Source organism: Paractinoplanes bogorensis, assembly GCF_018829635.1.
Taxonomy (GTDB): domain Bacteria; phylum Actinomycetota; class Actinomycetes; order Mycobacteriales; family Micromonosporaceae; genus Actinoplanes; species Actinoplanes bogorensis.
This window is the reverse complement of the sequence record NZ_JAHKKG010000001.1, coordinates 789326-812425: the sequence shown is the minus strand read 5'-3', so window position 1 is coordinate 812425 and position 23100 is coordinate 789326. Positions and strand designations below refer to the sequence as shown.

Sequence of the window (23100 nt, the reverse complement as noted above, 5' to 3'; positions counted from 1 at the left end):
TTGCACCCGTGACCCTCCTCAAGGTCCGGCGCCGGGCTCCCGATCTTCGGTCTACCAGCCCCCGGCGAACCGGAGACACGTCTGATGACAGCCAGCACCCGCCTGTGCGGACTCGTCGGCGCGGTAGTCATCGCCTTCGCGTTCATCCTCAGCACCGGCGCCGGCGGACCCGGCTTCACGCTGGCCGTCTCCAACTTCGGTCTGTGCCTGGGCGCGATCGCCGCCGCCGTCGCGTGCCTCTATCGAGGGCGTCGCTTCACCGGCCGGATGCGCTGGGGCTGGAGCCTGATCGGGCTGGGCGTGCTGAGCTGGGGCCTGGGCCAGGCGGTGGCCTGCTGGTACGGCCTCGTCGGCCGGGAGGTGCCGCTGCCCTCGGAGGCCGACCTCGGCTACCTCGGCATGATCGTGCTCACCTCGGCCGGCCTGCTCGTACTGCCGAGCCGCGCCCAGGCGCTGGCCAGCCGGATGCGCAGCGTGCTGGACGGCCTGATGGTCGCGGCCTCGCTCGTGCTGATGGCCTGGATCTTCGTGGTCTCGCCGCTGCTCGAGGGCGGTAAGGCCGGGCTCGCGCTCTACGTCAGCCTGGCCTACCCGCTGGGCGACGTGGTGATCGTGACGATGGTGCTCTACATGCTGGCCCAGCAGCGCCGCAACGGCCGCACCTTCCATCAGGTGGCGCTGGTCGGCATCGGCATCGTGGCCTTCGCGGTCTCCGACATCGCGTACGCCTATCTCAACCTGCTCGACGCCTACAACTCGGGCGGCCCGACCGACATCGGCTGGTTCACCGGCTTCTCGCTGATCCTGCTGGCCGCCCTCGTGCCGGCCCGCCGCACCGAGGAACCCGCCACCGCCACCGTCGACGAGAGCGCGCAGCCGATCGGGATCCTTCTCCCGTACGTGGCGGTGCTCGCGGCCCTGTTCACGTCGGTGATCTGGTACGCCACCACCGGCCACACGAACATCTTCGTCGCCTACACCCGTTCGGCCCTGATCCTGCTGATCGTCGGCCGCCAGCTGCTCACGCTCCGCGAGAACCGCAACCTCACCCGGACGCTCGAGGCCCGGGTCGCCGCCCGGACGGCCGACCTGTTCGCCAGCGAGCAGCGGTTCCACGCCCTCGTGCAGCACAGCTCGGACGTCGTCACCGTGGTCAGCCCGGAGGCCGACGTGCTCTACCAGAGCGAGTCGGTGCAGCGGGTCTTCGGCTACCCGGCCCGCTCGCTCAACGGCCGCCGGCTGACCAAGCTGATCGACCCCGAGTCCGGCCTGCGGCTGGCCCAGGCGCTGCGCCAGGTGGCCGGCCGCCCGTACGCGACCACGGTGCTGGAGCTCTCGGTCCAGCACCGCGACGGCCGCGTGCGGCAGGCCGAGATGACCATCACGAACCTGCTGAGCGACCCCAGCGTGGCCGGCCTGGTGCTCAACACCCGCGACATCAGCGAGCGCAAGGAGCTGCAGGACCAGCTCGTCCACGAGGCGTACCACGACGCGCTGACCCAGCTGGCCAACCGGGCGCTGTTCCGCGAGCGGGTCGGCGAGGCGCTGCGCGACAGGCCGGCCGACGGCGAGGTCACCGTGCTCTTCCTCGACCTGGACGGGTTCAAGGAGGTCAACGACAGTCTCGGACACCTGGCCGGCGACCAGTTGCTCGTTCAGGTGGCCGATCGGCTGCGTGCGTCCGTACGGGAAAACGATCTTGTGGCTCGGTTCGGCGGGGACGAGTTCGCCGTGCTGATCTCGGCGCCCGCCGACGGCACGGATCCGGAGCAGGTCGCGCAGCGCATCATCGACGTGCTCGAGGAGCCGTTCGCCAGCGACAGCCGCAACATCCACGTGCAGGCGAGCATCGGCCTGGCCGCGGCCGGACTGCTCGACGGCGGCGAGGCCGACGGCGCCGAGCAGCTCATGCGCAACGCCGACCTGGCCATGTACAAGGCCAAGTCGGCCGGCGGCAGCGGCTACGCCAGCTACGACCCCGAGATGCTGTCCGGCCTGGTCGCCCGGCTCGAGCTCGAGGCCGACCTGCGCCTGGCGCTCGAACGCAAGCAGCTGCACCTGCACTACCAGCCGACCATCGACCTGGCCACCAGCGAGGTCATCGGGTTCGAGGCGCTGGCCCGCTGGGAGCACCCCGAGCGCGGCCTGATCCCGCCGGCCGAGTTCATCCCGATCGCCGAGGCCACCGGGCTGATCGTGCCGCTGGGCCGATGGGTGCTGCGCGAGGCGTGCCGGCACGCCGTCGAGTGGAGCCGGGCCGGCGGGCGTCCGGTCAAGATGGCGGTCAACGTGTCGGTACGCCAGTTCGACCGGGCCGACCTGGTCGAGGTCGTCGCGGACATCCTGGCCGAGACCGGCATGCCGGCCGACCAGCTGTGCCTCGAGATGACCGAGAGCGTGCTGATGACCGACACCGACGACAACCTCGAGCAGCTCGTACGCCTCAAGGCGCTCGGCGTCACGCTGGCCATCGACGACTTCGGCACCGGCTACTCGTCGCTGGCCTACCTGCGCCGGTTCCCGGTCGACACCCTCAAGATCGACCGCTCGTTCGTCGAGCGGCTCGGCGCCCTGACCGACGACACCGCGCTGGCCGACACCATCGTCCAGCTCGGCAAGAGCCTCGGCATGGACACCGTGGCCGAGGGCATCGAGGAGTTCGGCCAGCTCGCCGCGCTGCGCGAGATGGGCTGCCACTTCGCGCAGGGTTACTACTTCTCGCGTCCCGTGCCGGCCGGCGAGGCCGGGCGGCTGTTCGTCGAGGGCGCTGCCGCCCGTGCCTGAGGAGACCATGATGCCCGCCTCGCTGTCCCCTGAACGGCTCGAGCCGCTCGGCCTGCCGACGCCCTACCTGATGACCGACCTCGGCGCGGTGAGCGACCGGTACACGGCGTTCCGGCGGGCGCTGCCGGACGTCCGGGTCCACTACGCGATGAAGTGCAACCCGTCCCCCGAGGTGCTGCGCACGCTGGACGACCTGGGGGCCGGTTTCGAGATCGCCTCGCTCGGGGAGCTGCGCGTGCTCGAGGCGATCGGGGTGGACCCGGCCGACGTGCTGTTCAGCAACCCGGTGAAGCCGCCCGCGCACATCGCGGCCGCCCACGCGGCCGGCCTGTGGCGGTTCAGTTTCGACTCCCCGGGCGAGCTGGCCAAGATCGCCGAGCACGCGCCGGGCGCGGCCGTCTACGTCCGGCTGCGCGTCGACGACCACTCCAGCGTCTTCCCGCTGTCCCGCAAGTTCGGCACCGACACCGAGGACGCGTACGACCTCCTGCTGCTGGCCGAGCGGCTCGGGCTGCGCCCGTACGGGATCACCTTCCACGTCGGATCCCAGTGCGTGCGCCCGGACGCCTGGGCCGAGGCGGTCGACATGGCCGGCAAGCTGATGGACCGGCTGCGGCACGACGACATCCGGCTCGAGATGCTCGACCTGGGCGGCGGGTTCCCGGCCCGCTACACCGAAGACGTGCCCGGCATCGAGCGGATCGGCTCGATCACCGCCGAGGCGATCGCCGCCCTGCCCTACCGCCCGGCGCTGCTGGTCGCCGAGCCCGGGCGCAACCTGGTGGCCGAGGCCGGCGTGCTCGCGGCGACCGTGATCGGGCAGGAGTTCCGGGGCGACGAGAACTGGCTCTATCTCGAGGTGGGCGCCTACAACGGCCTGATGGAGGTGCTGCAGACGCCGGGCGGGTGGTCGTTCCCGGTGCGGGCGGGCCGGGACGGCGACCTGGTTCCCTACACGCTGACCGGACCGTCGTGCGACAGCACCGACACCATCGGTGCGGGGATCCTGCTGCCGGACGGCCTGACCACCGGCGACGTGATCTATCTGGGCAGCACCGGGGGCTACACCCTGGCGTACGCGTCGAACTTCAACGGTTTCCCCCCACCCACGCCGCTCTTCACGCGTGACTGATCCGCGCGTATCCCGCCGGGGCCGCCGTCGCGCGGGCCCCGGCGGCATGCGTCGTGCCGGGCGGCTGCGCGAGCTGCTCGTCTCCGGCGTGGTCGACTCGTTCGGCCTGGCCCTGGGCTGGACGCTGGTGGTGCTCATCGCCACCGCCCGGGGCGGGCTGGCCGAGGCCGCGCTCTACAACGCCGCCATGCTGGTCGGCGTCGTGCTGTCGGCCCCGGTCACCGGCTGGCTGGCGCGTCACCTGGACGGCCGGGTGCTGCTCCGCGGCGCGGCCGGCATCGAGGTGATGCTGCGGTTCGGCACGCTGTTCGGCCTGATCGCCGGCTGGCCCGCGTGGCTGATCGCGGTGCTGGTCGCGGTGCAGCACGTCGCGGCCTGGGCCGGGTTCGCGGGCATGCGGGCCGAGGTGTCCGCGGTGGACTCATCGGCCCGCTCGATGACCCGGTACGCGGTCTCGATCGCCGGCGTGGAAGCGGCCGGTACCGCCTTGGCCGCCCTGCTGCCGGTCGGCCCGCACGGCTACCCGACCGGCGGGCTGCTGATCGCCGTGTTCGTCGTCTACCTCGGTTCGCTGCTGCCCACGGTGCTGGTGGCGCGCCGGGCCCGGATCGCACCGGCGCCGTCGGTGCCGGTGTCCTTCACGTGGCGCCTCCCCCAGCCCCGCCTGCTGCTGGCCGGGGCCGGCGTCATGCTGCTCGCCTCCGGGCCGGCCCTGCTGGCCGTCCCGGTCACGGCCGAACTCCACGGCGACCGGTGGGTGGCCGTGGCCGCCATCGCCTTCTGCGCCGGCACCCTGCTGGCCACCCGGGCGGTGACCGCCCTCGGCCGGCTGCACCTGCCCGCCGTGCTGCGCTGGTCGCTCTGGGGCCTGGGCATGCTGGCGGGCTGGATCCTGGCCCCGCACTGGGCCCCGCTGGTGCTGCTGGCCCAGTTCGCGGCCGGCCTGAGCCAGACCGCCTTCGAGGGCGACATGGACGCCCGGGTGGCCGTCGAGGCCCGGCCCGAGTCGGTGACCCGCGACCTCGCCTACAGCGCCTCGGTCCGCGCGCTGGGCGGCGCCGTCGCGGTGCGCCTGCTCCCGATGCTCTACGCCGCCCCCGCCATCGGCCTGGCCGCGAGCGCGGCGTCCCTGATCCTGGGCGTCATCACGCTGCTGTTGTGGGCCGCCCTTACGGTCGCCCCGCACCTCTTCCGGAGGACCGACCCTGTCCAGTCCGCGACATAGCGCCGCCGCCCTCCCGCCGTGGTCATAACCTGCGGAAACAGGAGGTCGGGCGATGACGGTCGAAATTCCGAAGGAAGAGATCCGGTTCGCGGTCGTGCTCAACGGCGGGGTCAGTCTCGCCGTGTGGATGGGCGGGGCGGTGCACGAGATCGACCGGGTCACCCGCCGCGACGGCCCGTACGCGGCGCTGCTCGATCTGGTCGGGGCCGAGGCGCGCGCCGACGTCATCTCGGGCACCTCGGCCGGCGGCATCAACGGCGCCGCCCTGGCTCTGGCCCAGATCAACGAGACGGCCGACCTGCGGCAACTCCGCGAGCTGTGGGCCGAGCAGGGGGACATCGACGCCCTGCTGCGTACGCCGTTCCGCGGCTCGCCGGTCTCGCTGCTGCAGGGCGACGAGTACTTCCTGCCGCAGTTGCGGGCCACCTTCAAGCGCCTGGCGTCCGACTATCGCCGGCGCCCGCCGGAGAAACGGCCGGTCGACCTGACGATCACCACCACCCTGCTGCACGGCGCGCAGACGGTCAGCGTGGACGCGCTCGGGCAGAAGCTGCCGCAGAGCGTGCACACCGGCCGGTTCCACTTCCGCCACGACAGCAAGGAATCGGTGCCCCCGGGCGTCGAGCAGTCCACCGACTTCGACCCGAAGTGCATCAACGAGACGGTGGACCGGCTCGCGCTGGCCGCCCGCAGCACGGCGTCGTTCCCGTTCGCGTTTGAACCGTCCTATGTGCCGGTCCACCAGGGAGCGACGCCGCCCGGGCTCGGCCGGCCCAACATGAGCGCGGTCGCCTCGTGGGCCGATCCCGGGGTCGACGACCGGTCCCGGTTCGCGGTCGACGGCGGGCTGCTGGCCAACACCCCGACCCGCGAGGCGCTGGAAGCGGTCGACCGTCTGCCCGGCGGCGGACCCGTACGGCGGGTGATGCTGCTGGTCTATCCGCACGCGTCGGCCACCGCGGACGAGACCCCGGACCGGCCGGAGGACATGCCGACCGTGCTCGAGTCGTCCGGCCTGCTGCTGGGCGCCCTGTCCGGCCAGGGCAGCCGCACCTTCGTCGAGGAGATCGACCGGCACAACCGGGCGGCGGCGTCCCGGCGGACCGGGCGGCACGAGCTTCTCGCCTCCCTCGACGGCGGCCCGGAAGACCTCTACGACACCGCCGACCGGCTGGACAAGCTCTACAAGCAACTCCGGATCCGGCGGGCCAGCCGGGATCTCGCGGCCCGGGTGCCACCGGCACGGGACTGGCCCTACGAGCGCACCCGGGTGTGTGCCGAGCGGGCCCAGACCGCGTACGGACCCGGCCTGCCCTATCTGCCACAGGCCCCGGTGCCCGAGTGCGCGCGGGCGATCATGACCGGCGGCACCGGCTGGGCCTGGGGCATCACGACGGCCGAGCATCTGGCCGAGACCGCGCTCGACCTCTACTCGCGACTGGCCTGGGTGGTCGCCGACCCGGCCCAGCGGGTGAGCGAGAACCGGACGAAGCTGTTCGAGGACCGGCTCCACGTGCGCAAGCTGCGGGTCGAGCTGGATCGGCCGTGGGACACCGAGGCGGCCGGCGATCCGGACGAGGCGTACTGGCGGAAGAGGTTGGACGCCTATCGCGACAAGATGCTGGGCCCGGCCGTCATCGGTGAACCCGTCCGCGCCCAGGTCGAGGAGATCGCGCGGAAGGTCGCGCTGACCGAGCCGATCCTGCGCTCGCTGAGCCCCGACCAGATCACCCTGGGCGAGCTCGGCCCGTGGCGCGACCTGCTGACCGCCGACGCCGTCCCGGCCGAGCGGGACCTCCCCGACCAGGTCACCCGGATCCTCGCGCGGCTCCTGGCGCTCGAGGTGCTGACGACCTGTCTGGCCGAGGAGACCGAGACCGGGATGTCCCAGGCGGTCGATCTCATCCAGGTCAGCCTGATGACGTCGAACCCGTTCGCCAGGTATTCGGTGACCCCGGCCGACAAGGGGGCCGGGCTCGCTCTGTCCCGCTTCGGCGGCTTCCTCAAGCAGTCGTGGCGGGTCAACGACTGGACTTGGGGGCGGATGGACGCGGCGGCCACGCTGTGCCGGATCCTGCTCAACCCGGCCCGGCTCCGGCGGATCGCCATCCTCGACGGCAGCCTCCCCGGCACCGCTCCGGCCGCCCTGGCCGAGCGGCTCCTGAACCGGATCGACAGCACCTTCGCGGGCGGAGTGCCGCCGCAGCTGGTCGGCCTCCGCCGGGACGCGATCGCCGAGCTGATCCCGATCTACGGTCCCGACGTGCCCCCGGACGGCCTGCCCGCGGCCCTGCACGCCGTGGCCGACTTCGCCATCTGGTCGGTGCAGGCGGGCATCGCCGCCGAGGAGCTGCCGCCGCTGGCCCGCGCGATCCGGACCGACCAGAAGGACGGCGGGAACCCCCGCTCCCGCGGCGTGCAGTTCCTGTCGGCCAACGAGAAGCTGCTGGAGACGCTGAGCCGCCCCGATCCGCCGGCCGCCCTGGGGATCGAGGCGCTGGCCGCCTTCGACCGGGCCGGGATCGGGCACGAGACGCTCGGCGAGGAGGCGGCCAGCGATCGGCTGCTGCGGACCACGGTCGAGGCGGCCAGCGTGGCGGTGACCGTGCTCGACAGTGGCCGGTCGGGCCTGCCCGTCCTGAAACCGGTGACCCGGGCCGTCCGGGGCGCGGCCCTGCTGCCCTACTTCGCGATCCGCGGGGTCACCGGCGGCGGCGGAGTGGCCAAGTTCCTGGCGTTGCTCGGCTTCAGCCTCGGCGGTTTCCTGGTCGTGCTGGCCCTGCTCGGCAGCCTGCCCGCGTGGGCCTCGGGACCGGCCGCCGCGGCCGGCGCGGGCGCCCTGCTCGGTGCGTTCGCCTACGGCGCGCTGCGCACCGGGACGATGCTGCACGGCGTGGTGCTGCTGGCGCCGGTGGTGCCGCTCGTCGTCTACGCCCTGACCGACGTCGGCAACAAGGGCCAGGACGCTCAGCGCGGCGCCTCGGTCGTGCTGCTGGTGGCCGTGGCCGCCCTGTCCCTGATCATCCTGGGCAGTCTGCCCGCGGTGCCGCCGAGCCCGGCCGTGGTCTTCCGGCGTCAACTCGTCCGGGCCTGGTCCCGGCGCCGGCCGATGCTGGTCGGAGCGGCCGTCGTCGCCGCACTGGCCGCCGCGATCGTGTTCGGCGTGCCCGCGGTGTCCGGCTGGCTGGCCGACCAGGAACCGGCTGACCTGGTCGTCGGGGCCGCCCTGACCACCGGCGTCGTGCTGGTCGTCATGATCGGGCTGGCCTGGGTGCTCGGCCGGCGCCTGGGCACCTGGGTGGAGACCGACGGCGCCTACCGGACGCAGTTCACCGTGCACCCCTCGGGCAGCGCCGCCGGCTGGAGCATCGTCTACGCGGTGGTCTTCCTGCTCGCCGCGATCGCCCTGGTGCGCTGGGCCAAGGCCGACACCTGGCGGGACACCGAACCGTGGATGATCGCGGCCACCGTCACCGCCGTGGTCTTCGCGACCGTGCTGATGCTGGTCGTCCCCTGGTTCGCGCCGTGGAGCGCGTGCCGGCGGATCGGGCGCACGCTGGTGAGCGAGGCGACCCCGCAGATCTACCGCGCGCCCCCGCCCCGCCCGACCGAGGAGGCGCTGATCCTGCGCCTGCAGTACACCGGCCGGGCCTACCGCTACCTGCTGTGCACCGACGACGCCCGGACGCTGCGACTGACCCGGGCCGGGCAGCGGATCAGCCGGGCGATCGACCGGAAACTGACCGCACCGGAAATGGGTTGACGCGGGCGGCGCGGATGCCGAAGATCGGCGGCATGACAACTGCGTACGGCATCGCCTGTCCCGCCGGTGCCCCGCGTCTCCTGCCGGGTTGATGGCCCTCTTAGCAGCAGCGGCGCGTTGAGCGGCACCGGGTTCATCCGATCCCGGAGCGCTTCCGCATGTCGTCCTATCGGCTCTACCTGCTCATCTGCGGGGTGGGCGCGTTCGCGTCCCGCACCGCCTTCACTCTCAACCTCATCTACCAGGCGACCGTCGTCGGACTGTCGCCGCTTCAGCTCGTCCTCGTCGGCACGCTGATGGAGGCGGTCTGCTTCATCGCCCAGGTGCCGACCGGCGTGATCGCCGACCGATACAGCCGGCGGCTCTCCGTGATCGCGGGCTACCTGCTCATGGGGGTCGGTCTTCTGGTCTGGGGACTGCTTCCCACGTACGCCGCGATCCTCGTCGCCAATGTCATCTGGGCGATCGGTGCCGTCTGTGTCGACGGGGCCGAGGAGGCCTGGGCCGCCGACGAGATCGCGCCCGAACTGGTCAACCGGGCCTTCATCCGGGGCGGCCAGCTGACCCAGGCCGGTGGGCTGCTCGGCATCGTGGCCGCGGTCGCCCTCACCGCGATCGCACCCGCACTGCCCATCGTGGCCGGTGCTGTGGTGACGCTGGTCCTCGCGGTGCTGCTGATCGTGCTCATGACCGAGAATCACTGGCGCCCGGCGGAAACCCGCGGCCTGGTCGTCGCGGGCGCTCGGGCCGTACGGGGAAGCCTGGTCCTCGGCGGCATCGTCGCGGGCACCCTGTTCGCCGGCATGAGCAGCGAGGGTTTCGACCGGCTGAGCCAGCCGTTCCTGCTGCCGTTCACCGGCCGCTATCCGTCCGAACTGGTCTTCGGCGGCCTGGCGATGCTGGCCGCCCTCGGCTCGATCGTCGTCACCGGAGTGGCCGGGCGATGGATCGACGTGGTGCGGCCACATCGGGTCGGCCGGGTGCTGGCGGTGGTGCAGGCGCTCATCGCGGTCGGCATGGTCGGCCTGGGCCTGGCCGGTCAGTGGTGGGCGGCGGTCGGGCTCTATCTGGCCGTACGCCTGCTGCGCGACTCCGCCACCCCGATCCTCAACGTCTGGCTCGTGTCGGCCACCCAGCCGCAGTCCCGGGCCACCGTGTTCTCGATCGTTTCGCAGGCCGACGCGCTCGGTCAGGTGGCCGGGGGCCCGCCGGCCGGGTTCGTGGCCCAGCGCCGGGCCGTCGGAGCCGGCATCTCGGTGGCCGGTCTGTTCGTGGTTCCCGCCGTCGCCCTGTTCGCGTTGGCCGCTCGTCGTTCCCCCGCTCTCCTCCCGGAGGTTTCGCGATGACCCGTTCCGCCCGTCGCCGTCTCGCTCTCGCCCACCGCGCCCGCCTGCGCCGGGCGCTACTCGGTCAGGCTGCTCTTGGCCAGCTCGAAGGCGGGGAGCATGGCCGCCTGCTCGTCGCCGTCGAGGCTGTCGAGAGCCACCACGACCAGCTGCGAGCCGGCCTGCACGGCGAACGCCCGCTCGGGCTCGAGCGTGTCCTCGAGCTCGCTCTTGGCCTGATAGGCCACCTCGAGCAGCGGCAGGTCGCCGACCCGCTGCTCGCTGAAGACCGGGTCCTTCGCGGACGTCCCGATGAACCCGGTCAGGGCGGCCCGCGGATCACCCGCCTTCCCCGTGTAGACGCGCAGGAAGCCGATCGGACCGGCCGGCTTCGCGTCGATCTCGCAGACCAGCGTCAGTGTGCCGCGGCGGGCGAGCGAGGCCAGCGGATCGTTCTTCCCGAGCGTCACCGCCTGGGGCCGCCAGGAGGCCTGCAGGCCGAACGTCACGGGAAGCTCGCAGCCGCTGCCCGCGGCGCCTACCCGGGCCGCCTCAGCCACTACCTGCGGCGGCGGACTCGGGGCGGCTGGTGACGCGTTCCCGGGCTCCTCGGACTGGCATCCGACCAGGGCAAACGACGCGAAAAAGGCAACTGCGGCAGGGGTACGGAGTCTCACGGGATCGAAAGTGTAGGGGCTGATTTGATCCTGCTCAAACCTCGGGTACAGTCCCGCGCCGACAGCTCATTTAGTACGGGGGTTCGTTCCATGCTTCGCCTGCGCACCGTTCTCACCGCCCTGATCGGCGCTTCGTTCATGACCCTGGCCGCCTGCGGTGGCGACGACACCACGGCCGCCTGGACCGAGCCGGCGGCCACCACGGCCACCAGCGCGGCCCCGGCCGCCGAGCCGACGGACGCGGCGCCCGCCGACGCCGCCCCGGCCGCCGCCGACGCCCCGACCGACAAGGCGATCTGCAACGCCGCCGGCAAGGCCGACAAGGCGTTCAAGGCCGAACTGATCCAGCTGCTCCAGTCGGCTCAGGGCGAGCCCAGCGACGCCGACATGGCCAAGGTGCTCGGCGGGCTCGGCACCGAACTGGAGAAGGCCGCCGGTTCCAGCGAGACCAAGGTCGGTCTGGCCGTGAAGAAGTTCGCCGCCGGCGCGGCCGAGGTCGCGAACTCGGCCAGCCCGATGACCGAGATCGAGAACCCGGAGTACGAGGCCTCCGGCAAGGCGATCACGGCCGCGTGCAAGACGGTCGGCGTCACGGTCAACTACTGACCTACGACGACGGGGGACGCCGCAGCAGATAGGTGTCCATGATCCAGCCGTGTTCGGCCCGGGCGTCCGCGCGTGTCTTGACGATGTCGTCGGCCACGTCGGACACCCGGCCCGAGCGCAGGATCTCGTCCTCGGTGCTGACATAGGCACCCCAGAAGATCTCCGCCTCGGGGTGGGCGGTGAAGGCCTGCTGGGCGTCGAGCATCACGACCACGTCGTCGACGCCCTCGGGCCAGCCCTCGGCCAGCCGCCGCCCGGTGGTGACCTGGAACGGCTGCCCGACCCGGTTCAGCGGCACGCGGTGCTTGGCCGCCAGCGCCGAGACACTGCTGATGCCAGGGATGACCTCGTACTCGAACTCGATCGCGCCCCGGGCCAGCACGTCGTCCAGGATCGCGAGCGAGGAGTCGTACAGGCTGGGGTCGCCCCAGACCAGGAACGAGCCGGTCTCGTCCTCGCGCAGGTGCTCGACCAGCATCTCCTCGACCACCAGGGCCCGCCGGTGCCGCCAGTCGGCAATCGTGCCCTCGTAATCGGCCGGGGTGCGGTCACGGTCGGGGTCGCGGCCGGACACCATGCGCCGGCTCGGCTTGGAGTAGCCGCGCACGATCCGCTCCCGCAGATCGATCATGCTCTGCTTGGCCTCGCCCTTGTCGAGCAGGAAGAACACGTCCGTACGCCCGATGGCCTTAGCCGCCTGCAGGGTCAGGTGGTCGGGGTCGCCGGCACCGATCCCGATCAAGTAGATCTTCCGCACCCGCACCAGTGTGCCTCAGCGGCCGGTGGATACGTCGGAGCAGGGTCACCTTTCGGATAGTTCCCACGCCGTCACCGCGGGTGCATGGTGGATCGATGAGTGAGGGACTGCGGCTCTTCCTGGCCGAGGACGGCGCCGACCCGGAACGGCTCGACGGGCTGACCGGTCAGCTCCGCGCCGAACTGCGCCGGCTCGACGTGGACGACGTACAGACGCTGCCCGGTGGCGCTCCCCCGCCCGGCACACGAGCGTTCGACATGCAGGCGGTCGGCGCGATCCTGGTGCTGCTCGGGCAGAACCCCGAGGTGCTGCGGTCGGTCGTCACGGTCGTACGGGGATGGCTCGGTCGTTCCGACGGCACCAGGCGCACGGTCCGGCTCGAGCTCGGCGGCGACGTCCTCGAGCTGTCCGAGGCGTCGGTGGCCGAGCAGGAACGGTTGGTGGATCTCTTCGTGAGCCGGCACGGCACCTGATGTCCGGCTCGCGCAAGGCCCTGATCGTCGCCAACGACACGTACGACCACGAGGGGCTGAACCACCTGCTCGCGCCCCAGGCCGACGCCGAGGCGCTGGCCGGTGTGCTCGGCGACGCGGCGATCGGCGACTTCGACGTCCGGGTCGTCCGCAACGAACCCGCGCACGTCATCCGCGAGGAGATCGAGGACCTGTTCTCCGACAGCCGCCCCGACGACGTCCTGCTGCTGCACTTCTCGTGCCACGGGCTCAAGGGCGACTCGGGCGAACTGTTCTTCGCCACCCGCAACACCCGGCCCAACCGGCTGGGCTCGACCGCCGTCTCGGCCGACTTCGTGCAGCGCTGCATGCGGGCCAGCCGGTCGCGGAGCATCGTGCTGCTGCTCGACTGCTGCTACGGCGGCGCGTTCAGCACCGGCGTGAAGGTGCGCGCGGCGGGCGACGTCAACGTGTTCGACAGCTTCCACGGCGGCGGACGCGGACGGGCGGTCATCACGGCGTCGAGCGCGATGGAATACGCGTTCGAGGGCGACCAGCTGGCCGACTCCGACGAGCTCAGCCGGCGCCCCTCGGTGTTCACCTCGGCGCTGGTCGAGGGCCTGGCCACCGGCGACGCCGACCGCGACCAGGACGGCTGGGTGTCGCTGAACGAGCTCTACGACTACGTCTTCGACCGGGTCCGCGAACGCAACCCGCACCAGACCCCGAGCCGTGACGTCGAGATGCAGGGCGAGCTGTACGTGGCCCGGCGCAGCCGCCCGGTGACGAGCGCGGCGCCGCTGCCGCCCGAGCTGCAGTCGGTGATCGACCATCCGATCGGGAGCATCCGGGCCGGTGCCGTGACCGAGCTGGCCCGGCTCGCCCACGGCCGGCACGCCGGGATGGCGATCGCGGCCCGGGAGGCGCTGGAACATCTCGCGAACGACGACAGCCGTACGGTCGCCGGGGCCGCCGCCGCAGCCCTGGCCGGCGATTTGTCGGATACCGACCCACCCGCGCTCGCACCGGCCGGCGACACGCCCGGCGACATGCCCGCCGCCGCCCCCGTCGCCGCGCCGGCGCCCGACCGGCGGCGCTGGATCTACGCCGGGGCCGCCGCCGCAGTCGTGGTGGCCGGCGCGGTGTTCGCCCTGACCCAGTTCGGCGACGACAACGACGGTGCCTCGCCCCCGGCCGTGATGACCTCGGCGCAGAGCTTCACCGCACAGTCCCCGTGGCGGCTCACCATCAAGGACAACGCCCAGGGCAACGACCCCGGCTGCGACGTCACGGTCCAGCGCGTCGGTGCTGCCCAGCCCCTCGCGGTCCCCACCGATGTCTACCTGCCGGTCACCGTGCAGGTCCGCGATTCCGGCGAGTTCCGCTGGACCGCGAACGACCCCGGCTGCCTGACCCAGCCCCGCCCCGGCGCGGGCGAGGTCAAGCTCCCCTTCGTCCCCGAGGTGCTGGGCGACACCGACGTCTTCCCGGCGAGCGGTCTCGTCACCGTCGAAGCGCTCGACGACCACGGCAACAACTCCTGCGACTACGAACTGCACGACGCCTCCGACGGCCGCACGCTCGACACGAAGGTGCAGGAGAAGGGCGCCGGCCCGGTGCAACTGGACCCGCTGGGCGCCACGAATGTCTACCTGAGCAGCCGCTACTGCAACGTCCGGATCCGCTGACCGTCAATCGGGCGGCAGCGGCAGCCGTACGGAAATGGTCGCCGCCCCCGCCGTCAGGCTGCCGCCCAGCATCTCCACCCGTTCCCGCATCGAGGTGAGGCCGCACCCGGGCACCCACGGTTCCCGGGACGGTCCGTCGTCGCTGACCTCGACGGCCAGGTCCGAGTCGTCGAGCCGCAGGGTGACCGTGGCGCTGTCGCCGCCCGAGTGCCGCGCCGCGTTGGTCAGCGCCTCGACCACGATCCGATAGGCGGTGACCTCGACGGCGGCCCCCAGGCCGGGCAGCGGCCCGGGCACCCGGACGTCCACCGTGACCGGTCGGCCGTCCGGTCGCAGCAGGTGGCGGGCGTGCTGGCGGATCGTCCGTTCCAGACCCATCTGGTCGAGGCTGGGCGGTCGCAACCCCTCGACCAGGCGCCGGATCTCGACGATGGCCTCGCCCGCTTCCGTACGCACCCCGGCGATCAGGTCGGCCGCTCGTCCGGGGTCACGGGCCAGCACGTTGCCGGCCGCGTCGGACGCGTACGCGATGCCGGTCAGCCGGGGGCCCAGGCCGTCGTGCAGGTCACGTCGCAGCCGCCGGCGCTCCTCCTCGACGCTCTCGACGACGGCCGTACGGGACGTCTGCAGTTCGGTCCGCAGCCGCCGGGCGTGCATGAGCTGGGCCAGCGCGGGCGTCAGCACCGCGAGAACCTGTTCGTCGGCGCGCAACAGGCCGAACTGGCCCGGCCGCAGTCCGACCTCGAGGGCGCCGGCCCCGTCCGGCAACGGCCGGCGGACGACCTGTTCGGCCGGCCGGCCGCTCACCGCGACCGGCTCGCCCGCGTGGTCGGTCAGGGCCGCGTACGGCAGGGCGAGGGACTCGCGGAGCGAACGCAGCGCGGGCACCGGGTCGTCACCGAGCCGGTCGCCGGCCTCCCACGCGGCCTGGATCGGGTCGCGGCGCGCGCCGAACAGCAGCACCTCGAGAATCTGCCGGAACAGTCGCGCGAACGGCGCGTAGCCGAGGGCGCAGGCGGCGGCGATCAGTCCGAGCGCGCCCGGCGCCGGGTCGAGGCCGGGCCCGGCGAAGGCCTCGAGCCCGGCCAGCACGGCGGCGAAGACGCTGGTCACCAGCAGGACGGTCAGCCCGTGCACGCTGACCGAGAGGATCACGGCACGGACGTCCCACCGGCCGGGCGCGATCAGGCCGACGCACAGGCAGATCAGGAAGACGGCCCAGACGACCACGAACACGACGGCCGCCACCTCGTGGGCGACGGCGAAGCTCATGATCGTGGCGAGGACCGGGCCGGGCACGGCGCCCAACGCCAGCCACTGCAACTGCCGCCGGGCCTCGCGTCCGGAGTGCTCGAAGCGCCACCATTGAACGGCGAGGACCAACAGGTACGCGGCTACCTCGCTGAGCTGGCTGAAGGCGTACGGCGAAGGGAAGAGCACCGCGATGCCACCGGAGACGGCGACCACGGCGACGGCCGTCCAGCCGAGACCCGGGGGTGGGCGGCCGTCCGGAAACAGCACGAGCGCGACCGGGAGCAGCACCACGACGGCGAGAACCCACAACCGGTCGGCCACCGGTCCCGGGCCCGCGGTCGTGCGCACGACCGCCGCGGCGAGCCCGGTCACCACGGTCGCGCCGAGCAGCACGACGATCGGCGCCGGTTGCCGCCGCAGCACGACCACGGCGGCCGCGAGCAGCAGCAGCGCCACCGTGAAGGGCAGCCACGTGGTGGTCACGGCGCCCGGCCCATCCCGCTGTCCCGCGCCCGCACGATCGCCGCGGACCGGTCGGTGACCTGCAGCTTCGTGAAGATCGAGGACAGGTGGTTGGCGACCGTCTTGGGCGACAGGTTCAGCGCCCCGGCGATCGCGGCGTTGCGCCGCCCCCGGGCGACCAGGTCGAGCACCTCGCGCTCGCGCGGCGTCAGATCGGGGAACGGCTCGGCCCCGGCCGGCTCCCGGCTGAACAGTCCCAGCACCCGGGCCGCGATGCCCGGTCCGAAGATCGCCTCACCGGCCACCACGGCCCGCAACGCCCGGTCGATCTCCTCCTGGGCCGCGCCCTTGAGCAGGTAGCCCCGGGCGCCGGCCTGCATCGCGCTGAACACCACGTCGTCCTCGTCCGCCATGGACAGAACCAGCACCGCGGTGCCGGGCACGGCGCGGACGATCCGGCGGGTCGCCTCGACCCCGTCGACGTTCGGCATCATCACGTCCATGATCACGACGTCGGGCCGGTGCAGCTGAACCTCGCGCACCGCCTGGTCGCCGTCCGCCGCCTCGCCGACCACCCGGAACCCGTCGAACGACTCGATCAGTGCCCGCAGCCCGCCGCGCACGACGGGGTGGTCGTCGACCAGGACGACGGTGATGGCGGCCATGCGACCATCATGGGGCTTGAGCCGCTCACCGACCCAGGAGAAAGTTCCCGGTCGGCCCGGGACATCTCCCGCCCGGACGGGGCCGCGACCCGATGCCGGGGGAACGCGCCCCGCCCCATGCTCGACCCATCGGCATCCAGCAGGGGATGCTCGGCCTGAAGAAGAGGCGACAGTCATGGAACTCTCCCGCGTCAACAAAGCCGGCCTCGTCATCGCGTTCCTGCTCGGTCTCTCCGACATCGCATCGGCGTTCAGTCCCACCCCCGACGGCGCCGAGTCCGGACCGCCGTACGCGATCCTGCTCATCGACGCCGTCCTCGGCGTGATCACCCTCGTGGCCGTGGTGTGGGCCTGGCGTACCGGTCGCCGCGGCGCGGTGCGGATCGCGGCCGGTGCCCGGATCATCTCGATGCTCACCGCGTTGCCGGCCTTCTTCGTCGGTGTGCCGGCGGCCCTGCAGTTCGCGGTCGGCCTGTTCGTCGTGGTCACCATCGCCTCCGTGGCGATGATGCTGGTCCCGTCGCGCCGCCCGGTGCCGGTCAGCGACTGAGTCAGGACCCTAGTCGGGGAGGATCGGGACGGACGGGGACAGGTCGCGGCCGATGGTGGCGGCCCGGGTCAGAGATGACGAGCCGAACCGATCCCGTACGGCGTCCATCGCCACGTCGAGGCGGTCGTCGTCGGCCTCGTCGAACAGCGAGGGCTGGTAGTGGCCGTCGCCGTCGAGGTTGCTGACGGCCACACCGACCAGGGTCAGGCCCCGTTCCGCGATCAGTTCCCGGGCCTCGGTGAGCAACTGACGGGCCGTCTCCTGGATCTGGCGGGTCTGCATGGTGGCCGTGAGCAGCGACCGGGACCGGGTGGCGCGGCCGAAGTCGTCGAAGCGCAGGCGCAGCGTCACCGTACGGCCGGCCCGGTGAGCCGACCGCATGCGGCGGGTGACCCGGTCGACCAGCGCGTCGAGGGTGGCCTCGACCTCGGCGAACGGGCGCGGCCGGCGACCCAGGGCGCACTGCGCGCCGATCGACCCGCGACGGTGTCCGACCCGGACCCGCCGCGGGTCACGGTTGTGGGCAAGCGCGTAGAGGTGGCGTCCGTAGCCGGGGCCGAGCATCGACACCAGCGCGGCCTCGCCGATGCGGGCGACGTCGCCGACCGTGTTGACCCGGCTGCTGCGAAGCTTGGCCGAGGTGACCGGGCCGACGCCCCACAGCCGCTCGACCGGCAGCGGGTGCAGGAACGCGATCTCGCCGCCGGCCGGCACCTCGAGCAGACCGTCCGGCTTGCCGACGGCGCTGGCCACCTTGGCCAGGAACTTCGTGCCGGCGATGCCGACCGTGATCGGCAGGCCGACCTGGGCCCGCACCTCGGCCCGCAGCCGGGCCGCGATCTCGCGCGGGGTGCCGCTGACCCGCAGCAGGCCGCCCACGTCGAGGAACGCCTCGTCGATGGAGATGCCCTCGACCAGCGGCGTGGTGTCGCGGAAGATCTCGAAGACCGCCTTGCTGGCCGTGGAGTAGGCCTTCATCCGCGGAGGCACCACGACGGCCCGCGGGCACAGCGCCCGGGCCTGGCTGATGCCCATCGGGGTGCGGACGCCCAGCGCCTTGGCCTCGTAGCTCGCGGCCAGCACGACCCCGCCGCCGACCAGCACCGGACGCCCCCGCAGCGCCGGATCGTCACGCTGCTCGACCGACGCGTAGAAGGCGTCGAGGTCGGCATGCAGGATCGCCACGCGAGCACTATAGAACATATGTTCGAGCAAACGATACAAGAGAGCGCGGTCACTCTGGGTGTCGGTGAGGGACACCACCCGCAGGTGTTCGTCCCGGCCGGGGTGTGGCCGGCGGCCGGGCCCACGGGCATCGAATATGTGCTGGTCAGCGGTGTGGTGGCGCCGGGCTTCGAGTTCGACGGCTTTCGGCTCGACGACAACAGATCGTAACGAAGAATTCGGCCATATCGTGACGGCGGTCATGTCCAACGGGGAATCCCGGGGCCAGAATCTTCGTTGGTCAGACCGGACCCGAGTACACCCCTCTCGGATCCCGCAGAGAAGAACTCCGCCTGGAGGAACCACCATGTCGCCTCACGGCGCGACGGTCCGCGAGCTCGACCAGCTCACGTGCCGCGTGTTCGACAGCACCCGCAGCTCCGGGGCGCGGCTCGCCGCGTACCGGATCGACGGGACCTTCTATGTCGACATCGATCTGCCGGGTGTCGACCGGGCCGGCATCGACGTCTCGGTCGCCGACGGCGTCCTGACCATTCGCGCGGAGCGTCGCGCGGACCAGGGCGAGGCCGCCAACCCGGTCACGCGCGAGGTCGACCTGAGCGAGGCCGAGAGCCTCGACACCGACCGGCTCGAGGCCCTGTGTGACAACGGCGTCGTGACCCTGCACATCCCGGTCGTCGAGGAAGCCCTGGCCGGAGCAGCCGCCTAGACAGAGAAAAGCCGCGCGATGAGCGCGGCTTTCTCCGTTGTGAGATCAGTGGACGAACTGCAACCAGTTGATGTTGAGGAACTCGTTGCCGTCCTCGCGGACGAACGTCAGGAACACCGTGTGCTTGCCGGTGGTCGGCGTGATGTCGACCTGATCGGTCCGCCAGTTCTGCCATCCGCCGGTCTTGGTCACGTTCAGCGTCCCGATCGGCTTCTGGTCGGCGCCGTCGAGCCGGATCTCCATCCGCCCGCCCTCGGCGTCGCCCGCCACCCGCACGTCCAGCTTGGTCGCGGGCACCGGCCCGAACTCGACGTCGTCGAAGCGCAACTGGTCGCCGTTGGCGATCCAGCCGACGTTCTGCCCGCCGCCCTCGTCCTCGGTGTCCTGCGACTGGATGCCCACGTTGCCGTCGGCCGCCTCGGGCTCCAGCTTGGGATAGACCGTCGGCGTGGGCGGCTCACTGGTGGTCGGCGCGGCCGACGGGACAGCCGACGACGCCACACTCGAAGGGGGCAGAGCCGCGGCCGGGGCCGGCGAGTCCTGCCAGCGGCCGATGCCGTAGCCGACGAGGACCAGGCCGAGCCCGGCCAGCGCGAACAGCGAGCGCTGCCGGACCCGGTAGGCCTTGGTGCGATAGACGGATTGCCGGGGCGGTGGAGCGACCAACGTCAGGCCGTCTCGGCGAGGATCGACTCGGCCGGCGGCTCGGCGAAGTGGCAGGCCACCTGCTGGGCCGGGGCCCGCTCGATCAGCGCCGGGTCTTCGGTGGCGCAGATGTCCTGAGCCTTCCAGCAACGCGTACGGAAGCGGCAGCCCGACGGCGGGTCGACCGGGCTCGGCACGTCGCCGACCAGGCGGATCCGGTTCTTCGGCGGGGTGCCGCGGACGACGCCGATGTCCGGCACGGCCGAGAGCAGGGCCTGGGTGTACGGGTGCTGCGGCTTCTCGTAGAGCGAGTCGCGCGGACCCTCCTCGACGACCCGGCCGAGGTACATGACCGCGATCCGGTCGCAGAAGTGCCGCACCACGCCGAGGTCGTGCGCGATGAACACGAACGCGATGCCGAGTTCCTTGCGCAGCTCCTCCAGCAGGTTCATGACCTGGGCCTGGATCGACACGTCGAGGGCGGACACCGGCTCGTCGGCCACGATGATCTTGGGTCGGGCCGCCAGTGCGCGGGCGATGCCGATGCGCTGGCGCTGGCCGCCGGAGAACTCGTGCGGGTAGCGGTTGTAGTGCTCCGGGTTGAGGCCGACCAGCTCGAGCAGCTCCTGCACCCGCTTCAGCTCGCCGCTCTTGGCCACCATCTCGTGGGTACGCAGCGCGGTGCCGACGATCGTGCCGACGGTGTGCCGGGGGTTCAGCGACGAGTACGGATCCTGGAAGATCAGCTGGATCTCGCGCCGGTAGGGCCGCAGCTGCCGGTCCGACATGTGCGCGATGTCGACGCCCTGATAGCGGATCTGACCGCCGGTGGGCTCGAGCAGACGCGTGATCAGGCGCGCGGTCGTGGACTTGCCACAGCCGGACTCCCCGACCAGGCCGAGGGTCTCACCCGGCTGGACGGTCAGGTCGACGCCGTCGACGGCCTGCACCCACTGGGTGCGGCGGGCCAGGAGACCCTCACCCTTGGTCTTGAAGTGCATCTTGACGGCGTCGAGCTCGAGCAGCGGTGCACCGGGCACCGAGCGGACCCCGGACTTGGCGGTGGTGGTTGCGGTCATGATGGTCCTCTTACGGCAGCCGGGGCAGGACTTCGAGCTCGAAGACCTGGTCGGGGTCCTTCAGGTGGCATCGCGACGTGCGGCCCAGATCACCGGTCCGCGGGATCAGGTCGGGCCGCAGCGTGGTGCAGTGATTGTTCGGCACGCGGTCCTTGAACTCGCAGCGCGGGTGGAACGGGCATCCGCTGGGCAGCGCGAGCAGGCTCGGCGGCGTGCCGGGGATCGGGTGCAGCGGCTGCGGGTCGCCGGTCAGCGCCGGGATGCTCTCGAGCAGGCCCCACGCGTACGGGTGGAGGGGCTCGGCCAGGATCTTCTTGACCGGGCCGTGCTCGACGGCCGTACCGGCGTACATGACCAGGATGTCGTCGGCGATCTCGGCCACCACGCCCAGGTCGTGGGTGATGAAGACGACCGCGGAGCCGAAGTCGCGCTGCAGGTCGGCGATCAGGTCGAGGATCTGGGCCTGCACGGTCACGTCGAGGGCCGTGGTGGGCTCGTCCGCGATCAGCAGCTTGGGGTCGTTGACCAGGGCCATCGCGATCATCGCGCGCTGCCGCATACCGCCGGAGAACTCGTGCGGGTACTGGTCGACGCGCCGCTTCGGGTTGGGGATGCCGACCCGGTTGAGCATGTCGATCGCGCGTTCCTTGGCCGCCCGCTTGCTGACCTTGGTGTGCGCCCGGTACGACTCCATGATCTGGTCGCCGACGGTGAAGTACGGGTGGAGCGAGGACTGCGGGTCCTGGAAGATCATCGCGGCCCCGCCGCCGCGGAAGCCCTCGAGCTCCTTCTCGCTCATGCCGACGATCTCGCGGCCGCCGACCTTGATCGAGCCCGAGATGCGGGCGACCTTGCGGTCGTGCAGACCGAGCACGGCCATGCTGGAGACGCTCTTGCCCGAGCCGGACTCGCCCACGATGGCCAGCGTGCGGCCCAGCGGCACCGAGTAGCTCAGCCCCTGCACCGCCCGGACCAGGCCGTCGGCCGTCGGGAACTGCACCTGCAGGTCGGTGACCTCGAGGTAGGCATCCTCGTGCGTGTTCTCGCTCATGCTGCTGCCTTCGTGCGGCGGGATCGGGGAACGGAAGCGCTGCGCGGGGTCATCCGAGGCGCACCCGGGGGTCGAGCGCGGTGTACGCGATGTCGACGACGAGGTTCATCACGACGAGCACGACCGAGCCGATCAGCACGCCGCCCATGAGCACGGGCAGGTCGTACTGGTTGAACGCCCGCAGAGCCAGCAGGCCGATGCCGGGCAGGCCGAAGATGCTCTCGGTGAAGATCGCGCCGGTGAGCTGGAACGCCAGGTCGATACCGAAGATGGTGACCACCGGGGTGAGCCCCGCGCGCAGGCCGTGGCGGTAGACCACGCGGCGCCGGCTGATGCCCTTCGACGTGGCCGTGCGGACGAAGTCCTGCCCGAGCGCCTCGATCATGGAGGCGCGGGAGTATCGGGTGTAGGCCGCGGCGTTGGTGACCCCGATCGTCAGCCAGGCCGCGAGCAGACCGCTGGCCCAGAGGAACGGATTCTCGAAGAACGAGGTGTATCCGGACGCGGGCAGGAACGTGGCGTAGAGCGCGATCATCAGGGCGAAGACGAAGTACGGGATCGCCTGGACGACCAGCGTCGTACCGACGACGAAACGGTCGGCCGACGTTCCGCGTACCTGGGCCGCGATCGTGCCGGCCAGGATGCCGACGAGCAGATAGACCACCGCGCCGCCGATGACGATCGAGATCGTGACGGGCAGGGCGGCCCCGATCAGCTTGGTCACCGGCTGGCCCAGCGTGTATGAGTAGCCCAGGCAGGGCGCGGCGCAGTGCTGCGTCACCCCGCCGCTGCTGAACTCGCGGCCGGCGACGATGCCCTTCATGTAGAGCAGCACCTGCTCGGCCTTGGGCTGGTTGAGCCCGAGGCTCTGCTCGATGTCGGCGATGCGCTCGGGGGTGCAGCGCGGCCCGCAGATGACGCCGGCCGGGTCGGTCGGCGCGAAGAAGAACAGCGCGAAGCTGGCCACCAGCGTCACGATCACGACGGAGATCGCGCTCAGGACGCGTTTCAGGATGTACAGCAGCACCGCTGGGCTCCTCTTTCATCACGGCGCCGGGGTGTGGCTCCCGGAGTGGTTCGGGCGCGGGGGC

At 71.9% G+C, this 23100-nt stretch carries 20 protein-coding genes; 11 read left to right on the top strand and 9 right to left on the bottom strand.

Translation table 11 applies throughout. The annotated features are described in order from the left end of the window. The first annotated feature begins 84 nt into the window (after positions 1 to 84). The 5 genes from KOI35_RS03885 to KOI35_RS03865 all read left to right on the top strand — a co-directional run bounded on the left by KOI35_RS03885 (position 85) and on the right by KOI35_RS03865 (position 10250). Positions 85 to 2784 (top strand): putative bifunctional diguanylate cyclase/phosphodiesterase, encoded by a 2700-nt coding sequence (locus tag KOI35_RS03885; RefSeq protein ID WP_215784563.1) that lies wholly within the window; start codon positions 85 to 87, stop codon positions 2782 to 2784. After that, positions 2777 to 3916 carry a type III PLP-dependent enzyme gene (locus KOI35_RS03880; protein WP_308120773.1) on the top strand — a complete coding sequence of 380 codons (1140 nt, stop codon included), beginning with the start codon at positions 2777 to 2779 and terminating at the stop codon, positions 3914 to 3916. The genes KOI35_RS03885 and KOI35_RS03880 overlap by 8 nt, the downstream gene beginning before the upstream one ends. After that, positions 3909 to 5141: a hypothetical protein gene (locus KOI35_RS03875; RefSeq protein ID WP_308120772.1), complete on the top strand. Its 1233-nt coding sequence runs from the start codon at positions 3909 to 3911 to the stop codon at positions 5139 to 5141. The genes KOI35_RS03880 and KOI35_RS03875 overlap by 8 nt, the downstream gene beginning before the upstream one ends. A gap of 52 nt (positions 5142 to 5193) precedes the next feature. After that, complete coding sequence (locus KOI35_RS03870) at positions 5194 to 8904, top strand: patatin-like protein (protein WP_215784562.1); 3711 nt, start codon at positions 5194 to 5196, stop codon at positions 8902 to 8904. A 158-nt stretch (positions 8905 to 9062) separates the two neighbouring features. After that, positions 9063 to 10250, top strand: a complete 1188-nt coding sequence (locus KOI35_RS03865) for an MFS transporter (protein WP_215784561.1) — start codon at positions 9063 to 9065, stop codon at positions 10248 to 10250. 56 nt (positions 10251 to 10306) lie between these two features. On the opposite strand, the gene KOI35_RS03860 is transcribed toward KOI35_RS03865, so the two are convergent. Next, a complete protein-coding gene (locus KOI35_RS03860) occupies positions 10307 to 10906 on the bottom strand; it encodes a lipoprotein (protein WP_308120771.1) in 600 nt (199 codons plus the stop codon). Positions 10907 to 10996: 90 nt separating this feature from the next. Between KOI35_RS03860 and KOI35_RS03855 the strand changes: the two genes are divergently transcribed. Beyond that, a complete protein-coding gene (locus KOI35_RS03855) occupies positions 10997 to 11512 on the top strand; it encodes a hypothetical protein (RefSeq protein ID WP_215784559.1) in 516 nt (171 codons plus the stop codon). A 1-nt stretch (position 11513) separates the two neighbouring features. Here the strand turns inward: KOI35_RS03855 and cobF are convergent, their stop codons facing one another. Then, positions 11514 to 12269, bottom strand: coding sequence for a precorrin-6A synthase (deacetylating) (gene cobF / locus KOI35_RS03850; RefSeq protein ID WP_215784558.1), 756 nt, complete (start codon positions 12267 to 12269; stop codon positions 11514 to 11516). Between the two features lie 95 nt (positions 12270 to 12364). On the opposite strand from cobF, the gene KOI35_RS03845 reads away from it, so the two are divergent. Together KOI35_RS03845 and KOI35_RS03840 are read left to right on the top strand one after the other, a co-directional pair. Continuing rightward, a complete protein-coding gene (locus tag KOI35_RS03845) occupies positions 12365 to 12742 on the top strand; it encodes a hypothetical protein (protein WP_215784557.1) in 378 nt (125 codons plus the stop codon). Then, complete coding sequence (locus KOI35_RS03840; protein ID WP_215784556.1) at positions 12742 to 14409, top strand: caspase family protein; 1668 nt, start codon at positions 12742 to 12744, stop codon at positions 14407 to 14409. Before KOI35_RS03845 ends, KOI35_RS03840 begins: the two co-directional genes overlap by 1 nt. A gap of 3 nt (positions 14410 to 14412) precedes the next feature. Here KOI35_RS03840 and KOI35_RS48765 read toward each other — a convergent pair whose 3' ends face one another. Beyond that, a complete protein-coding gene (locus KOI35_RS48765) occupies positions 14413 to 16146 on the bottom strand; it encodes a sensor histidine kinase (RefSeq protein ID WP_215784555.1) in 1734 nt (577 codons plus the stop codon). Next, positions 16143 to 16790 (bottom strand): response regulator, encoded by a 648-nt coding sequence (locus tag KOI35_RS03830; RefSeq protein ID WP_215784554.1) that lies wholly within the window; start codon positions 16788 to 16790, stop codon positions 16143 to 16145. The genes KOI35_RS48765 and KOI35_RS03830 overlap by 4 nt, the downstream gene beginning before the upstream one ends. Before the next feature lie 175 nt (positions 16791 to 16965). Between KOI35_RS03830 and KOI35_RS03825 the strand changes: the two genes are divergently transcribed. Then, positions 16966 to 17340, top strand: coding sequence for a hypothetical protein (locus KOI35_RS03825; protein WP_215784553.1), 375 nt, complete (start codon positions 16966 to 16968; stop codon positions 17338 to 17340). Between the two features lie 9 nt (positions 17341 to 17349). On the opposite strand, the gene dinB is transcribed toward KOI35_RS03825, so the two are convergent. Beyond that, complete coding sequence (dinB, locus tag KOI35_RS03820; protein ID WP_215784552.1) at positions 17350 to 18543, bottom strand: DNA polymerase IV; 1194 nt, start codon at positions 18541 to 18543, stop codon at positions 17350 to 17352. On the opposite strand from dinB, the gene KOI35_RS03815 reads away from it, so the two are divergent. Together KOI35_RS03815 and KOI35_RS03810 are read left to right on the top strand one after the other, a co-directional pair. After that, complete coding sequence (locus KOI35_RS03815) at positions 18544 to 18735, top strand: cupin domain-containing protein (RefSeq protein WP_281419973.1); 192 nt, start codon at positions 18544 to 18546, stop codon at positions 18733 to 18735. A gap of 136 nt (positions 18736 to 18871) precedes the next feature. After that, positions 18872 to 19234, top strand: a complete 363-nt coding sequence (locus KOI35_RS03810) for an Hsp20/alpha crystallin family protein (protein ID WP_215784550.1) — start codon at positions 18872 to 18874, stop codon at positions 19232 to 19234. A 45-nt stretch (positions 19235 to 19279) separates the two neighbouring features. Here the strand turns inward: KOI35_RS03810 and KOI35_RS03805 are convergent, their stop codons facing one another. The 4 genes from KOI35_RS03805 to KOI35_RS03790 are packed head-to-tail and all read right to left on the bottom strand — an operon-like array spanning position 19280 to position 23036. Beyond that, entirely contained in the window at positions 19280 to 19900 is a 621-nt protein-coding gene (locus tag KOI35_RS03805; RefSeq protein ID WP_215784549.1) for a carbohydrate-binding protein, read from the bottom strand. Between the two features lie 2 nt (positions 19901 to 19902). Continuing rightward, positions 19903 to 20958, bottom strand: a complete 1056-nt coding sequence (locus tag KOI35_RS03800) for an ABC transporter ATP-binding protein (RefSeq protein WP_215784548.1) — start codon at positions 20956 to 20958, stop codon at positions 19903 to 19905. Positions 20959 to 20968: 10 nt separating this feature from the next. After that, positions 20969 to 22009 carry an ABC transporter ATP-binding protein gene (locus tag KOI35_RS03795; RefSeq protein ID WP_215784547.1) on the bottom strand — a complete coding sequence of 347 codons (1041 nt, stop codon included), beginning with the start codon at positions 22007 to 22009 and terminating at the stop codon, positions 20969 to 20971. 49 nt (positions 22010 to 22058) lie between these two features. Continuing rightward, positions 22059 to 23036: an ABC transporter permease gene (locus tag KOI35_RS03790; protein ID WP_215784546.1), complete on the bottom strand. Its 978-nt coding sequence runs from the start codon at positions 23034 to 23036 to the stop codon at positions 22059 to 22061. Positions 23037 to 23100 lie beyond the last annotated feature (64 nt).

Excerpts from the sequence above, each read along its gene's own strand:
- KOI35_RS03885 (WP_215784563.1), top strand. The coding sequence starts at position 85 with ATGACAGCCAGCACCCGCCTGTGCGGACTCGTCGGCGCGGTAGTCATC.
- KOI35_RS03870 (WP_215784562.1), top strand. The coding sequence starts at position 5,194 with ATGACGGTCGAAATTCCGAAGGAAGAGATCCGGTTCGCGGTCGTGCTC.
- KOI35_RS03865 (WP_215784561.1), top strand. The coding sequence starts at position 9,063 with ATGTCGTCCTATCGGCTCTACCTGCTCATCTGCGGGGTGGGCGCGTTC.
- KOI35_RS03855 (WP_215784559.1), top strand. The coding sequence starts at position 10,997 with ATGCTTCGCCTGCGCACCGTTCTCACCGCCCTGATCGGCGCTTCGTTC.
- KOI35_RS03845 (WP_215784557.1), top strand. The coding sequence starts at position 12,365 with ATGAGTGAGGGACTGCGGCTCTTCCTGGCCGAGGACGGCGCCGACCCG.
- KOI35_RS03840 (WP_215784556.1), top strand. The coding sequence starts at position 12,742 with ATGTCCGGCTCGCGCAAGGCCCTGATCGTCGCCAACGACACGTACGAC.
- KOI35_RS03830 (WP_215784554.1), bottom strand. The coding sequence starts at position 16,790 with ATGGCCGCCATCACCGTCGTCCTGGTCGACGACCACCCCGTCGTGCGC.
- KOI35_RS03825 (WP_215784553.1), top strand. The coding sequence starts at position 16,966 with ATGGAACTCTCCCGCGTCAACAAAGCCGGCCTCGTCATCGCGTTCCTG.
- dinB (WP_215784552.1), bottom strand. The coding sequence starts at position 18,543 with ATGTTCTATAGTGCTCGCGTGGCGATCCTGCATGCCGACCTCGACGCC.
- KOI35_RS03815 (WP_281419973.1), top strand. The coding sequence starts at position 18,544 with ATGTTCGAGCAAACGATACAAGAGAGCGCGGTCACTCTGGGTGTCGGT.
- KOI35_RS03810 (WP_215784550.1), top strand. The coding sequence starts at position 18,872 with ATGTCGCCTCACGGCGCGACGGTCCGCGAGCTCGACCAGCTCACGTGC.
- KOI35_RS03800 (WP_215784548.1), bottom strand. The coding sequence starts at position 20,958 with ATGACCGCAACCACCACCGCCAAGTCCGGGGTCCGCTCGGTGCCCGGT.
- KOI35_RS03795 (WP_215784547.1), bottom strand. The coding sequence starts at position 22,009 with ATGAGCGAGAACACGCACGAGGATGCCTACCTCGAGGTCACCGACCTG.